Source organism: Klebsiella sp. LTGPAF-6F, assembly GCF_001753185.1.
In the GTDB taxonomy this organism is placed as follows: Bacteria; Pseudomonadota; Gammaproteobacteria; order Enterobacterales; family Enterobacteriaceae; genus Klebsiella; species Klebsiella michiganensis.
This window is the reverse complement of sequence record NZ_CP017450.1, coordinates 3667818-3682958: the sequence shown is the minus strand read 5'-3', so window position 1 is coordinate 3682958 and position 15141 is coordinate 3667818. Positions and strand designations below refer to the sequence as shown.

The 15141-nt window shown below is 51.1% G+C and carries 12 protein-coding genes; 10 read left to right on the top strand and 2 right to left on the bottom strand.

Going from position 1 to position 15141, the window contains the following annotated elements; all coding sequences use genetic code 11:
• Nucleotides 1-58: 58 nt before the first annotated feature.
• Nucleotides 59-1072, top strand: coding sequence for a two-component system response regulator RssB (gene rssB, locus BJF97_RS17210; RefSeq protein WP_004851838.1), 1014 nt, complete (start codon nucleotides 59-61; stop codon nucleotides 1070-1072).
• A 197-nt stretch (nucleotides 1073-1269) separates the two neighbouring features.
• The gene (gene galU, locus BJF97_RS17205; RefSeq protein ID WP_004851836.1) at nucleotides 1270-2172 is read left to right on the top strand and encodes a UTP--glucose-1-phosphate uridylyltransferase GalU; all 903 of its coding nucleotides are present in this window, start codon (nucleotides 1270-1272) and stop codon (nucleotides 2170-2172) included.
• A gap of 134 nt (nucleotides 2173-2306) precedes the next feature.
• Here galU and hns read toward each other — a convergent pair whose 3' ends face one another.
• A complete protein-coding gene (hns, locus tag BJF97_RS17200; protein ID WP_004121719.1) occupies nucleotides 2307-2714 on the bottom strand; it encodes a histone-like nucleoid-structuring protein H-NS in 408 nt (135 codons plus the stop codon).
• Between the two features lie 555 nt (nucleotides 2715-3269).
• On the opposite strand from hns, the gene tdk reads away from it, so the two are divergent.
• Nucleotides 3270-3887 carry a thymidine kinase gene (gene tdk / locus BJF97_RS17190; RefSeq protein WP_032694077.1) on the top strand — a complete coding sequence of 206 codons (618 nt, stop codon included), beginning with the start codon at nucleotides 3270-3272 and terminating at the stop codon, nucleotides 3885-3887.
• A 178-nt stretch (nucleotides 3888-4065) separates the two neighbouring features.
• Here the strand turns inward: tdk and adhE are convergent, their stop codons facing one another.
• Nucleotides 4066-6741, bottom strand: coding sequence for a bifunctional acetaldehyde-CoA/alcohol dehydrogenase (gene adhE, locus BJF97_RS17185; RefSeq protein WP_014229738.1), 2676 nt, complete (start codon nucleotides 6739-6741; stop codon nucleotides 4066-4068).
• Between the two features lie 480 nt (nucleotides 6742-7221).
• Here adhE and BJF97_RS17180 point away from each other — a divergent pair, with 480 nt between their 5' ends.
• The 7 genes from BJF97_RS17180 to BJF97_RS17150 all read left to right on the top strand — a co-directional run bounded on the left by BJF97_RS17180 (nucleotide 7222) and on the right by BJF97_RS17150 (nucleotide 15086).
• Nucleotides 7222-7869 (top strand): YchE family NAAT transporter, encoded by a 648-nt coding sequence (locus BJF97_RS17180; RefSeq protein WP_004851832.1) that lies wholly within the window; start codon nucleotides 7222-7224, stop codon nucleotides 7867-7869.
• A gap of 745 nt (nucleotides 7870-8614) precedes the next feature.
• Nucleotides 8615-10246 carry an oligopeptide ABC transporter substrate-binding protein OppA gene (oppA, locus tag BJF97_RS17175; protein WP_004851828.1) on the top strand — a complete coding sequence of 544 codons (1632 nt, stop codon included), beginning with the start codon at nucleotides 8615-8617 and terminating at the stop codon, nucleotides 10244-10246.
• An 88-nt stretch (nucleotides 10247-10334) separates the two neighbouring features.
• A complete protein-coding gene (oppB, locus tag BJF97_RS17170) occupies nucleotides 10335-11255 on the top strand; it encodes an oligopeptide ABC transporter permease OppB (RefSeq protein ID WP_004851825.1) in 921 nt (306 codons plus the stop codon).
• Between the two features lie 14 nt (nucleotides 11256-11269).
• The gene (oppC, locus tag BJF97_RS17165; RefSeq protein WP_032694076.1) at nucleotides 11270-12178 is read left to right on the top strand and encodes an oligopeptide ABC transporter permease OppC; all 909 of its coding nucleotides are present in this window, start codon (nucleotides 11270-11272) and stop codon (nucleotides 12176-12178) included.
• An 11-nt stretch (nucleotides 12179-12189) separates the two neighbouring features.
• Nucleotides 12190-13203: an ABC transporter ATP-binding protein gene (locus tag BJF97_RS17160; RefSeq protein ID WP_032694075.1), complete on the top strand. Its 1014-nt coding sequence runs from the start codon at nucleotides 12190-12192 to the stop codon at nucleotides 13201-13203.
• On the top strand, nucleotides 13200-14204 hold the full coding sequence (gene oppF / locus BJF97_RS17155) for a murein tripeptide/oligopeptide ABC transporter ATP-binding protein OppF (protein ID WP_004851821.1): 1005 nt from the start codon (nucleotides 13200-13202) through the stop codon (nucleotides 14202-14204). The genes BJF97_RS17160 and oppF overlap by 4 nt, the downstream gene beginning before the upstream one ends.
• 45 nt (nucleotides 14205-14249) lie before the next feature.
• Nucleotides 14250-15086 carry an ion transporter gene (locus BJF97_RS17150; protein WP_014229737.1) on the top strand — a complete coding sequence of 279 codons (837 nt, stop codon included), beginning with the start codon at nucleotides 14250-14252 and terminating at the stop codon, nucleotides 15084-15086.
• The last annotated feature ends 55 nt before the right edge of the window (nucleotides 15087-15141 follow it).

Sequence of the window (15141 nt, the reverse complement as noted above, 5' to 3'; positions counted from 1 at the left end):
CAGGCGGTAGCGTGAATATCATGCCACTATTAAATTATCGTCAGTCAGGGGAGAGATCATGACGCAGCCATTGGCGGGAAAACAGATTCTGATAGTTGAAGACGAACCCGTTTTCCGCTCTCTTATGCACACCTGGTTAGCTTCGCTTGGTGCGACCATCGTACAGGCGGAAGATGGTATGGATGCACTGCAAAAAATGGCGGAGTCAAAACCCGATTTGATGATTTGCGATATCTCCATGCCGCGAATGAACGGCCTGCAGCTGGTAGAACATGTGCGTAACCAGGGCGAGCAGTTGCCGATTCTGATGATTTCAGCGACGGAAAATATGGCGGACATCGCCAAAGCGTTGCGCCTGGGCGTTCAGGATATCCTGCTCAAACCGGTTAAGGATTTCGATCGCCTGCGAGAAACCGTGTATGCCTGCCTCTATCCCAATATGTTTAATTCGCGTGTCGAAGAAGAAGAGCGCCTGTTTGAGGACTGGGATGCGCTGGTAAGCGATCCTAGCGCGGCGTCGAGGCTGCTTCAGGAGCTCCAGCCGCCGGTGCAGCAGGAGATGTCGCGTTGCCGTATTCACTATCGCCAGCTTGTCTCTGTCGATAAGCCAGGGCTCGTGCTCGATATTGCGCCGCTATCAGAAAACGATCTGGCGTTTTATTGTCTGGATGTCACACGAGCAGGTGATAATGGCGTTCTGGCGGCCCTATTGCTGCGCGCGCTGTTTAATGGGTTACTGCAGGAGCAGCTCGCTCATCAGGGGCAGCGTTTGCCGGAGATGGGCAGCCTGCTAAAACAGGTTAACCAATTGCTGCGGCAGGCAAACTTACCCGGGCAATTCCCATTATTGGTAGGGTATTACCACAGCGGCTTGAAGAATTTAATTTTAGTCTCCGCGGGTTTGAATGGCACCTTGAATACGGGAGAACATCAAATTCAGATTAGTAATGGCGTTCCGTTAGGCACTTTAGGTAATGCATACCTCAACCAAATTAGTCAACGCTGCGCATCATGGCAGTGCCAAATTTGGGGGGCTGGCGGACGTTTACGCCTGATGTTGACCACGGAGTGAACAATCGTGCTTATTTTTAGGCTCGTGGGATTACCACGCGATCTTTTGTGGTGGTACTATCGCCGGGTTTAATGCGTAAAATTCCTAATTCGAAGATATCTAATCCTTTTCGGAACAGCTTTGACTGAGCAGGCTGATATACTCGATACCATATTATTAACGAGAAGTTTAAAAAACGAACAGTCCAGGAGATTTCAATGGCTGCGCTTAATTCAAAAGTAAGAAAAGCTGTCATCCCGGTTGCGGGATTAGGCACCAGGATGCTGCCCGCTACTAAGGCTATTCCGAAAGAAATGCTGCCGCTGGTAGATAAGCCATTAATTCAATATGTTGTTAACGAATGTATTGCCGCCGGGATTACCGAAATTGTTCTGGTTACGCACTCTTCGAAAAACTCGATTGAAAACCATTTCGATACCAGTTTTGAACTGGAAGCGATGCTGGAAAAACGCGTAAAACGCCAGCTGCTGGAAGAAGTCCAATCTATTTGTCCGCCGCACGTGACTATTATGCAGGTCCGTCAGGGGCTGGCTAAAGGTCTGGGCCACGCTGTGCTGTGCGCGCACCCGGTAGTGGGTGATGAGCCGGTCGCGGTTATTTTACCGGACGTTATCCTTGATGAATATGAATCCGATCTGTCTCGCGACAACCTGGCCGAAATGATCGCTCGTTTCGATGAGACCGGCGCAAGCCAGATCATGGTTGAACCGGTTGCTGACGTTACCGCATACGGCGTTGTCGATTGCAAAGGCCTGGCCCTGCAGCCGGGTGAGAGCGTACCGATGGTTGGTGTCGTCGAGAAACCGAAAGCGGACGTAGCGCCTTCTAATCTGGCGGTTGTCGGTCGTTACGTGCTGAGCGCGGATATTTGGCCACTGCTGGCGAAAACCCCTCCGGGAGCCGGCGATGAGATTCAGCTGACCGACGCCATCGATATGCTGATCGAAAAAGAAACGGTAGAAGCCTATCATATGAAAGGCAAGAGCCACGACTGCGGTAATAAGCTGGGTTATATGCAGGCTTTTGTTGAATATGGCGTACGCCACAAGTCCCTGGGCGCTGAATTTAAAGCCTGGCTGGATAAAGCCGTAGCGAAGTAATCGTTCGCGGCAGAATGCGAAACCGGGAGCGAGATTCGTTTCCCGGTTTTTTTATGCCCGCCCGGAACCGGTCCCGAATAACGGATAAAAAAAATCCCGCCGCAGCGGGATTTTTAAACGGACACGATAGCTTATTACAGCAGGAAATCGTCCAGAGATTTACCTTGCTCATCCATCGCTTTCTTGATCACTGCCGGAGTACGACCCTGACCAGTCCAGGTTTTAGTTTCGCCATTTTCGTCAACGTAGCTGTATTTAGCCGGACGTGCAGCGCGCTTGGTTTTAGTTCCCGCTTTAACTGCCGCCATGGTGCTCAGCAGTTCATTAGGATCAATACCGTCAGCGATCAGCATTTCACGGTATTGCTGCAGTTTACGAGTGCGTTCTTCAATTTCCGCAGCCGCAGCGCTTTCTTCTTCACGACGTTCGTTAACGACAACTTCTAATTTTTCCAGCATTTCTTCGAGCGTTTCAAGGGTGCATTCTCTTGCCTGCGCACGAAGAGTACGGATGTTGTTCAAAATTTTAAGTGCTTCGCTCATTGTAGTAATCTCAAACTTATATTGTGGGGTGGTTTGTTGGACTAATAATAGAGCGATAAATTCAGATGTGCAATAGGGGAGAATGTAAGGAAGTCAAAATAACTTGTTATTTGTCTCGGGAATTAATTCATTTAACTTAAATTTTATGTGCGGGTTCACATCTTTTTCGCTTATAGGATGGCTGAAGGGATAAGCTAAAACCCTGAGATAGTATGCTTTTTCCGATGCGCGGTGGGAAAAATTATACTTTGCATGGATAAATATGATTGTGGGTATTAGCGCAGCAGCGACGATGATGTTTAATATAAAACACTTGTCCAGCGCGGTTATAGCTATCCGAAAATGGCTGATAAGCACAAAAGGGCAATAGTGACGTCTGCGTGACCGCCTGGTCGTACGAATAGCAGGCATTACCATTCAATTAACAGGCTTAATCTTTCAGGTCTCCGCCGAGTGAACGTTCCCGGCAATACCCGCACGGCGAGGGCTGATAGCGTGTGAATATATGATACAATTTTACTGCTAAAAAACACATTGATTGGGGTTACGCGGCCGATGGCACAACTTTATTTCTACTATTCAGCAATGAACGCAGGCAAGTCCACCGCTCTGTTGCAGTCATCATACAATTACCAGGAGCGAGGGATGCGCACGGTGGTTTATACGGCAGAGATTGATGACCGCTTTGGTTCAGGGAAAGTGAGTTCGAGGATCGGTCTCTCATCGCCGGCGCGGTTGTATAATACCCAAACTGCGTTATTTACCGACATTGCAGACGAACATAAGCGTCAACCCATCCACTGCGTATTAGTTGATGAGAGCCAGTTCTTAACCCGGGAGCAGGTGCGCGAGCTGTCCGAGGTGGTGGACCAGCTCGATATTCCCGTATTGTGCTATGGATTGCGGACGGATTTTCGCGGCGAACTTTTTACGGGCAGTCAATATTTGCTCGCGTGGTCCGATAAGCTGGTTGAATTAAAAACTATCTGTTTCTGCGGCCGTAAGGCGAGTATGGTTTTGCGCCTCGATCAGGAAGGCCGGCCCTACAATGAGGGGGAACAGGTGGTGATTGGCGGTAATGAGCGCTATGTATCCGTATGCCGTAAACATTATAAAGAGGCGCTGAGCGAAGGCTCACTGACCGCGGTGCAGAACAAACAGCGCAGGGGCTAATACCCACCCTTTAAATCGTCTCAGGCGCTTTTACAGCGCCTTTTTTCATTTACTAAGCCTTTGGCCCTTGATTATACGTTTCGGCTGTCTGAGGCGTTTTGCCGGCTGCTGAACGACAGAGACAAAAAAGCCCCATCAAAAGATGGGGCTCAGCGTTACTGACTTTACGGCTGTGGAATTAAGCGGATTTTTTCGCTTTCTTCTCAGCTTTAGCCGGCGCGACTTCTTTTTTCTCTTCCACGCTGCCTTCAACGTAATTACGTCCGTAGAACGTATCCAGCAGAATCTGTTTCAGCTCAGCGATCAGCGGGTAGCGCGGGTTAGCGCCGGTGCACTGGTCGTCAAATGCGTCTTCAGACAGCTTGTCAACGTGGGCCAGGAAATCAGCTTCCTGCACGCCAGCTTCGCGGATAGACTTAGGAATACCCAGCTCAGCTTTGATTTCGTCCAACCAGCCAAGCAGTTTTTCGATTTTCGCTGCGGTACGGTCACCCGGTGCAGTCAGACCCAGATGGTCCGCGATTTCAGCGTAGCGACGACGTGCCTGCGGGCGGTCGTACTGGCTGAATGCTGTCTGTTTAGTCGGGTTGTCGTTAGCGTTATAGCGAATAACGTTGCTGATCAGCAGGGCGTTCGCCAGACCGTGAGGAATGTGGAACTGAGAGCCCAGCTTGTGCGCCATTGAGTGACATACCCCGAGGAAGGCGTTCGCAAACGCGATACCGGCGATGGTCGCAGCACTGTGCACACGCTCACGCGCTACCGGGTTCTTAGAACCTTCGTGGTAGGACGCTGGCAGGTTTTCTTTCAGCAGTTTCAGAGCCTGCAGCGCCTGGCCGTCAGAGAACTCGGAAGCCAGTACGGAAACGTAAGCTTCCAGGGCATGAGTCACCGCATCCAGACCACCGAAAGCACACAGTGACTTCGGCATTTCCATGACCAGGTTGGCATCAACAATCGCCATATCCGGAGTCAGGGCATAGTCTGCCAGCGGGTATTTCTGACCGGTTGCATCATCGGTAACAACGGCGAACGGCGTAACTTCAGAACCGGTACCGGAAGTCGTGGTGATGGCGACCATTTTGGCTTTCACGCCCATTTTCGGGAACTTGTAGATACGTTTACGGATATCCATAAAGCGCAGCGCCAGTTCTTCGAAGTGGGTTTCCGGGTGCTCGTACATAACCCACATGATTTTCGCCGCATCCATCGGGGAACCGCCGCCCAGCGCGATAATCACGTCTGGTTTGAAGGAGTTCGCCAGCTCAGCGCCTTTACGAACGATGGTCAGCGTCGGGTCAGCTTCCACTTCAAAGAAAACTTCGGTTTCAACGCCAGCCGCTTTCAGCACAGAGGTGATCTGGTCAGCATAGCCGTTGTTGAACAGGAAGCGGTCGGTCACGATCAGCGCGCGTTTGTGACCATCAGTAATCACTTCATCCAGCGCGATTGGCAGTGAGCCACGACGGAAGTAGATAGATTTCGGAAGTTTGTGCCACAACATGTTTTCAGCTCGCTTAGCAACGGTTTTCTTGTTGATCAGGTGCTTAGGACCAACGTTTTCAGAGATGGAGTTACCACCCCATGAACCACAACCCAGAGTCAGGGAAGGTGCGAGTTTGAAGTTGTACAGGTCACCGATACCACCCTGAGAAGCAGGGGTGTTGATCAGGATACGTGCGGTTTTCATCAGCTGACCGAAGTAAGCAACGCGTTCTGGCTGGTTGTCCTGGTCGGTATACAGGCAAGAGGTATGACCGATACCGCCCATTGCCACCAGTTTTTCAGCTTTATCAACCGCGTCTTCGAAGTTCTTCGCACGGTACATTGCCAGCGTCGGAGACAGTTTTTCGTGGGCAAACGGTTCGCTTTCATCAACGTCGGTGACTTCACCAATCAGAATTTTGGTGGAAACAGGGACGGTGAAGCCGGCCAGTTCAGCGATTTTATACGCCGGTTGACCTACGATTGCAGCGTTCAGGGCGCCGTTTTTCAGGATGATATTCTGAACAGCCTTCAGCTCCTGGCCCTGCAGCAGATAGCCGCCGTGGCTGGAGAAACGTTCGCGAACGGCATCGTATACGGAATCTACAACCACAACGGATTGCTCAGAAGCACAGATAACGCCGTTATCGAAGGTTTTAGACATCAGGACGGAAGCAACGGCACGCTTGATATCAGCCGTTTCATCGATAACAACAGGCGTGTTACCTGCGCCTACGCCGATGGCAGGTTTACCGGAGCTATACGCCGCCTTAACCATGCCCGGACCGCCGGTCGCAAGGATCAGGTTGATATCCGGATGGTGCATCAGCGCATTTGACAGTTCAACGGAAGGCTGGTCAATCCAACCAATCAGATCTTTCGGCGCACCGGCTGCGATAGCTGCCTGCAGTACGATATCAGCCGCTTTGTTGGTCGCATCTTTAGCACGCGGATGCGGAGAGAAGATGATGGCGTTACGGGTCTTCAGGCTAATCAGAGATTTAAAGATAGCGGTTGAAGTTGGGTTAGTGGTCGGGACGATACCGCAGATAATACCAATCGGCTCAGCGATGGTGATGGTACCGAAGGTGTCATCTTCAGACAGGACGCCGCAGGTCTTTTCATCTTTATAGGCGTTATAAATGTATTCGGAAGCAAAGTGGTTTTTGATCACTTTATCTTCGACGATGCCCATGCCGGATTCGGCAACGGCCATCTTGGCGAGAGGGATTCGAGCATCTGCAGCGGCCAGAGCGGCGGCGCGGAAGATTTTGTCTACTTGTTCTTGAGTGAAACTGGCATATTCACGCTGGGCTTTTTTTACGCGCTCGACGAGTGCGTTAAGTTCAGCGACATTAGTAACAGCCATAATGCTCTCCTGATAATGTTAAACTTTTTTAGTGAATCAGTAGCTCGATTCGACAGTATAGACAGTGTGTTAACGGCTTGCATTTAAATGTTAACGTAAAGAATTTTGTGCTTCTGACTTCACCGATTGACTAAAAAAGCTTTTGTTTTTTCTTTCAGGTACCGCTGCTTTGCCTCCTCTTCTGTGTGTAAACAAGGTTACTCACTTCTGAGTACAATTTATGTGATCTAAATCAATAATCAGCCAAGCTGATACCTTTCAGCAGTTCATTTTTTGACCTGTTTGATCAAGTGTAATGATACGGTATGCTAATTAAAGACTTAAATAGCATTGCAGAAACAAATAACTAACATCCGAGCTTAAATTATGCACTTATGCGTCAACAGGGATGAATTATGCTTTCAAACAGCGTATCTTCTCGCGGATATTTTATGCCGGTAACTGTCAACAGCCATTTTTAATGATGCTGCGGAGCACCCTGTGATTCAATCATTGTTTGATTTTTCAGCCTACTTTAAATTTTTCATTGGGCTATTTGCGCTGGTAAACCCGGTTGGCATTATCCCGGTTTTTATCAGTATGACCAGCTACCAGACGGCGGCGGTGCGTAATAAAACCAACCTGACAGCCAACCTGTCGGTCGCCATTATCTTGCTCACGTCGCTGTTTTTAGGCGATGCGATCCTCCAGATCTTCGGTATTTCCATTGACTCCTTCCGTATTGCGGGTGGGATTCTGGTGGTCACCATCGCCATGTCGATGATCAGCGGCAAGCTCGGCGAGGATAAACAGAACAAGCAAGAAAAATCAGAAACGGCCATTCGTGAAAGTATCGGCGTCGTGCCGCTGGCGCTTCCCCTGATGGCGGGACCCGGGGCCATCAGTTCAACCATTGTCTGGGGCACGCGTTACCATAGCATCGCCCATTTTGTGGGATTTTCAGTTGCGATTGCGCTTTTCGCGCTGTGCTGCTGGGGCATTTTCCGTATGGCCCCCTGGCTGGTTCGCCTGCTTGGGCAAACCGGCATTAACGTGATTACCCGTATTATGGGGCTGTTGCTGATGGCTCTCGGCATCGAGTTCATCGTTACCGGAATAAAGGCGCTCTTTCCTGGCCTTGTGAATTAACCTGTGTTGCCGCGCGGAACAACGTGTTCCGCGTTTGCTCATTATCAGCAAAACATATCAAAAAAAGAGATTTATCGACCTGCGATACTATTTTCTAATGTTTTGATATTGTTATTTATTATCAATAAGTTATCCATTTCATTTGCCACGAGCGCGACCTTTTACCCACATTAATCACTGTTATTTTCCTCACACCATTCTCTGGTGCTTGCCGTCCGATAATTGAAATGATATTAGTAATTTCACTCATGAAGCAGATGAATGTGCTAAATAATAAGCGATTGTTAAATTTTCGTACAAAAAAGCATCTATTCGGCGATGCAGGGCACATAGTGCGAGATATTTATACTAATTGATTGATAAATAGAATATTAATCATTTCTGGCATGCGCGAGGGGTGATAAATCTTCGCCGCCAGAAGGCCACAAAAGAGAATCCGGTAACATATTTGCAAATTGCATTGGCGGACAATAAAGCGTTTTGGTACTTTCCGGCGTGATCTTTAGCGGAATATGTACGCAAATGAGAATTTTTATTATATAGCCCATCGGGACTACATCGCCCCCGGACAGGGGGGCAAGAATCGACGTCAAGGCTGCCGTTTGAGCGGTCGTAATAAATAAGTCGGTGATAGCAAGCAGTACTCTCTGACAGCAGCATAAACTCCTGCACTGTTCAGAATCCAGAAAAGAGAAAACAGGCTGGTTAAATAGCCAGTAATTATAATGATTGGAGTAACAAACACATGACCATCATCACGAAAAAAAGCCTGGTTGCCGCAGGAGTCCTCTCTGCGTTAATGACCATCAACGCCGCCGTTGCGGCAGATGTACCGGCAGGGGTACAGCTGGCGGACAAACAAACGCTGGTACGTAACAATGGCTCCGAAGTGCAGTCTCTCGATCCGCACAAAATTGAAGGCGTGCCGGAGTCCAATATTAACCGCGATTTGTTTGAAGGGCTGCTGGTGAGCGACCTCGACGGCCATCCGGTCGCGGGCGTTGCGGAAAAATGGGACAACAAGGATTTTAAAGTCTGGACCTTCCATCTGCGTAAAGATGCAAAGTGGTCCGACGGCACGCCGGTCACGGCACAAGATTTCGTTTATAGCTGGCAGCGTCTGGCGGATCCGAAAACCGCGTCTCCTTATGCAAGCTATCTGCAGTATGGCCATTTAGCCAACGTTGATGACATTATCGCCGGGAAAAAACCCGCGACCGATCTGGGCGTAAAAGCGCTGGACGATCATACCTTTGAAGTGACCCTCAGCGAGCCGGTGCCGTATTTCTACAAACTGCTCGTTCACCCATCCGTTTCACCCGTACCTAAATCCGCTATTGAGAAATTTGGTGACAAATGGACCCAGCCGGCCAATATCGTCAGCAATGGTGCGTATAAATTAAAAGATTGGGTTGTTAACGAACGCATTGTTCTGGAGCGTAATACCAACTACTGGGATAACGCCAAAACCGTGATTAATCAGGTCACCTTCCTGCCGATTTCTTCTGAAGTCACCGACGTCAACCGCTACCGCAGCGGCGAAATCGATATGACCTATAACAACATGCCGATCGAACTGTTCCAGAAACTGAAAAAAGAGATCCCGAAAGAAGTTCACGTCGATCCGTATCTGTGCACTTATTATTACGAAATCAATAACCAGAAAGCGCCGTTTACCGACGTTCGCGTGCGTACTGCGCTGAAGATGGCGCTGGATCGCGACATTATTGTCAATAAGGTGAAGAATCAGGGCGACCTGCCAGCCTACAGCTATACGCCGCCGTACACCGATGGCATGAAGCTGATTGAGCCTGAATGGTTCAAGTGGTCGCAGGAAAAACGTAATGAAGAAGCGAAAAAATTGCTGGCCGAAGCTGGCTATAGCGCTGATAAGCCGCTGACTTTCAATCTGCTCTATAACACGTCCGATCTGCACAAAAAACTGGCTATCGCGGTGGCGTCTATCTGGAAGAAAAACCTCGGCGTAAACGTGAAGCTGGAAAATCAGGAATGGAAAACCTTCCTCGATAATCGCCATCAGGGCACCTTTGATGTTGCGCGCGCCGGCTGGTGTGCGGACTACAACGAACCGACCTCCTTCCTTAATACGATGCTGAGCGACAGCTCAAACAATACCTCGCATTATAAGAGCCCGGCTTTCGACAAGATTATCGCCGAAACGCTGAAAACCAGCGATGACGCGAAACGCGCGGACCTTTACGCGCAATCTGAGCAGCAGCTGGATAAAGACTCCGTCATCGTACCGGTCTTCTATTATGTCAACGCCCGTTTGGTTAAACCGTGGGTCGGTGGCTATACCGGCAAAGATCCGCTGGATAATACGTATACAAGAAATATGTACATTGTGAAGCACTAATGGCAATACGTGAGGCAGGCGTTACCGCTTGCCTCACGGTGTCTTATTTCATCGCACTATTGAAGGCACACGCCAGAAGGTACGGGCAATGTTAAAATTTATCTTACGTCGCTGTCTGGAAGCGATTCCGACGCTATTTATTCTTATTACTATCTCTTTCTTCATGATGCGTCTTGCGCCGGGAAGCCCCTTTACCGGTGAACGCACGCTGCCGCCAGAAGTCATGGCGAATATTGAAGCAAAATACCATTTAAATGACCCCATCATGACCCAGTACTTCAATTATCTGAAGCAGCTGGCGCACGGTGATTTCGGTCCTTCCTTTAAATATAAAGATTACTCGGTCAACGATCTGGTGGCGTCCAGCTTCCCGGTGTCCGCCAAATTAGGCTTCGCCGCGTTTTTTCTCGCGGTGGTGCTTGGCGTGAGTGCCGGAGTGATTGCGGCATTGAAGCAAAATACGAAATGGGACTTTGCCGTAATGGGGGTGGCAATGACCGGGGTTGTGATACCGAGTTTCGTGGTCGCGCCCTTACTGGTCATGATATTTGCCATTACGCTGCACTGGCTGCCGGGCGGCGGATGGAACGGCGGGGCGCTGCAATATATGATTTTGCCCATGGTGGCTCTATCCCTGGCCTATATCGCCAGTATCGCGCGTATTACCCGCGGTTCGATGATCGAAGTGCTGCACTCTAACTTCATTCGCACCGCCCGGGCAAAAGGCTTACCGATGCGCCGCATTATTCTGCGTCACGCGTTAAAGCCCGCGCTGCTGCCGGTGCTCTCCTATATGGGACCCGCGTTTGTCGGCATTATTACCGGCTCGATGGTCATTGAAACCATTTATGGCCTGCCGGGAATTGGTCAACTGTTCGTCAACGGCGCGCTGAACCGCGACTACTCGCTGGTACTCAGTCTGACCATTCTGGTTGGCGCATTGACTATTCTGTTTAATGCGATTGTTGACGTGCTGTATGCCGTTATCGATCCGAAGATCCGTTACTAACGCTGGGGTTCGCCATGATGTTAAGTAAGAAAAACAACGAGGCGCTGGAAAACTTCAGTGAAAAGCTGGAAGTCGAGGGGCGCAGCCTCTGGCAGGACGCCCGCCGCCGCTTTATGCATAACCGTGCTGCGGTTGCCAGCCTGATTGTGCTGGTGATCATTGCGCTCTTTGTCACCATCGCGCCGATGGTATCGCAGTTTTCCTATTACGATACTGACTGGGGCATGATGTCCAGCGCCCCCGATATGGAGTCCGGACACTACTTTGGGACCGACTCTTCGGGCCGCGACCTGCTGGTGCGGGTGGCGATCGGCGGACGTATCTCGCTGATGGTCGGCGTGGCTGCAGCGCTGGTGGCGGTGATTCTGGGGACGCTTTACGGGTCGCTTTCCGGCTATCTGGGCGGCAAGGTGGATTCAGTGATGATGCGCCTGCTGGAAATCCTCAACTCCTTTCCGTTTATGTTCTTCGTCATCCTGCTGGTGACCTTCTTTGGCCAGAATATCCTGCTGACTTTCGTTGCCATTGGGATGGTCTCCTGGCTGGATATGGCGCGTATCGTTCGCGGTCAGACCCTAAGCCTGAAGCGAAAAGAGTTTATTGAAGCCGCGCAGGTCGGCGGCGTTTCAACCGGCAATATCGTTATCCGCCATATCGTGCCTAACGTGCTTGGCGTGGTCGTGGTGTACGCCTCCCTGCTGGTCCCGAGCATGATTCTGTTTGAATCCTTCTTAAGCTTCCTCGGCCTGGGTACCCAGGAGCCGTTAAGTAGCTGGGGCGCGCTGCTCAGCGATGGCGCGAACTCAATGGAAGTATCGCCGTGGCTGCTGCTGTTTCCTGCCGGTTTTCTGGTGGTAACGCTGTTTTGTTTTAACTTTATCGGCGATGGCCTGCGTGATGCCCTCGACCCGAAAGACCGCTAAGGAGCGCCGACATGAGTACGATGGAAACGGCGAAAGCGCCGCAGGCAGCACAACAATCCGGATTGCTTCTGGATGTGAAAGATCTCCGCGTCACCTTTGCGACTCCCGATGGTGATGTGACTGCGGTCAACGATCTCAATTTTAATCTACGGGCGGGGGAAACCTTAGGCATCGTAGGCGAGTCCGGTTCCGGTAAGTCGCAAACCGCTTTTGCGCTGATGGGCCTGCTGGCCGCCAACGGCCGTATCGGGGGGTCAGCGACCTTTAACGGGAAGCAGATCCTTAACCTCCCGGAGCGCGAGCTGAATAAGCTGCGCGCCGAGCAGATCTCAATGATTTTTCAGGACCCGATGACGTCGCTTAATCCGTATATGCGGGTAGGCGAACAGCTGATGGAAGTCCTGATGCTGCATAAAGCGCTGAGCAAAGCCGAAGCCTTTGAAGAGTCGGTGAAAATGCTGGATGCGGTCAAAATGCCCGAGGCGCGCAAACGGATGAAAATGTATCCGCACGAGTTTTCCGGCGGGATGCGCCAGCGCGTCATGATTGCGATGGCGCTGCTGTGCCGGCCTAAGCTGCTGATTGCCGATGAGCCGACAACGGCGCTGGACGTGACCGTGCAGGCGCAAATAATGACATTGCTTAATGAGCTCAAGCGCGAGTTCAATACGGCGATCATTATGATTACCCACGATCTCGGCGTCGTCGCCGGGATCTGCGATAAGGTGCTGGTGATGTACGCCGGACGCACGATGGAATATGGTCAGGCGCGCGACGTCTTCTACCATCCCTCTCATCCTTATTCTATTGGCCTGCTCAATGCGGTCCCGCGCCTGGATGCGGAAGGCGACGCCCTGTTAACGATTCCGGGCAACCCGCCGAACCTGCTGCGTCTGCCGAAAGGCTGTCCATTCCAGCCGCGTTGCCCGCACGCGATGGAGATTTGCAATAGCGCTCCGCCTCTGGAGGAGTTTGCGCCGGGCCGCCTGCGCGCCTGCTTTCAATCGGTGGGGGATTTGCTATGAACGCCGTAACGGAACAAAGAAAAGTCCTGCTCGAAATCGCCGATCTGAAAGTGCACTTTGATATTAAAGACGGCAAACAGTGGTTCTGGCAGCCGTCGAAAACGCTGAAAGCGGTAGATGGCGTAACGCTGCGTCTGTATGAAGGGGAAACGCTGGGCGTGGTCGGGGAGTCCGGATGCGGAAAATCGACCTTCGCGCGCGCCATCATCGGTCTGGTGAAGGCTACCGACGGTAAAGTCGCCTGGTTAGGCAGAGATTTGCTGGGGATGAAGGCCGACGAATGGCGCGACGTGCGCAGCGATATTCAGATGATCTTTCAGGATCCGCTGGCGTCGCTAAACCCGCGCATGACTATCGGGGAAATCATCGCCGAGCCGCTGCGCACCTATCATCCCAAAATGCCGCGTCAGGAAGTTCGCGATCGCGTTAAGGCGATGATGATGAAAGTGGGGCTGCTGCCGAACCTGATTAACCGCTATCCGCATGAATTCTCCGGCGGCCAGTGCCAGCGTATCGGTATTGCCCGCGCGCTAATTCTTGAACCGAAGCTCATTATTTGCGATGAGCCGGTGTCAGCGCTGGACGTGTCGATTCAGGCGCAGGTAGTGAATCTGCTGCAGCAGCTGCAGCGGGAAATGGGACTGTCGCTGATTTTTATCGCCCACGATCTGGCGGTCGTGAAGCATATCTCCGATCGCGTGCTGGTAATGTATCTTGGCCATGCCGTGGAGCTCGGCACCTATGATGAGGTGTATCATAATCCGCTGCATCCCTATACCAAAGCGCTGATGTCGGCGGTGCCGGTTCCGGACCCTGATAAGGAAAAGAATAAAACGATCCAGCTTCTGGAGGGGGAATTGCCATCGCCGATTAACCCGCCGTCGGGATGCGTATTCCGCACCAGATGCCCGATTGCCGGGCCGGAGTGCGCTAAGACGCGACCGGTGCTGGAGGGCAGTTTCCGCCATGCGGTTTCCTGCCTGAAGGTGGACCCGTTATAATCTCAGGGGCTGACGTTAGTCAGCCCTTTTTTTAGCGAGGTTAACGTGGCTTTTCATATTCATGCCGCTCGTCTGCGGCTGTATCATTTACTCTTCGATCAAAACCGACGATCCGGTCGGCATTTCGAGGGACTTTGCGGCGTATTTGCCCTGCTTAGCGTGCTGGTGATATTTATCGAGTCCGGGCTCGGAACGCAATATCATCTGACCTTAGACGAATGGCATATTTTCGTCTGGCTCGAACTTGTCGTGACGGCGGTTTTTACCTTTGAGTATTTTCTGCGCATTATCAGCTGGCCGAATCCGCTAAAGTATATTTTCAGCTTCTGGGGCATTATTGACCTGGCCACCATTTTACCGCTTTACGTTATGTGGCTGTGGCCCGAGATCAGTATTGAGTATGTGTTTGCCTGGCGGGCCATGCGCGCTATTCGCGCGTTGCGTATCCTTAAGCTGCTGCGCTTTATGCCGTCGTTGAATATTTTCTGGGCCGCTATCGTCAGCGCTCGCCACCAGCTGATCCTGTTCTATTCTTTTGTTGCCATCGTCATGGTGATCTTTGGCTCCCTGATGTATCTGGTTGAGGGGCCGCGATACGGTTTTACTACGCTGAACGCGTCGGTTTACTGGGCGATAGTGACGATAACCACGGTAGGGTATGGCGATATTACGCCGCATACGCCGCTGGGGCGAATTTTAGCCTCCATTCTTATCTTAATTGGCTACTCGATTATTGCGATCCCCACCGGCTTAATTACCAGCCATATGACCACCGCATTTCAGAGTCGCCGGACTCAGCGCCAGTGTCCGCATTGCCAGCATAACGTTCATGAAAAAGACGCTCGCTACTGCAACGTCTGCGGCAGCGAACTGCCTGAATAACCAAAAAAGCCTGCCCTGGTTAACTCAGGCAGGCTTCTTCTTTTATATATAAGCT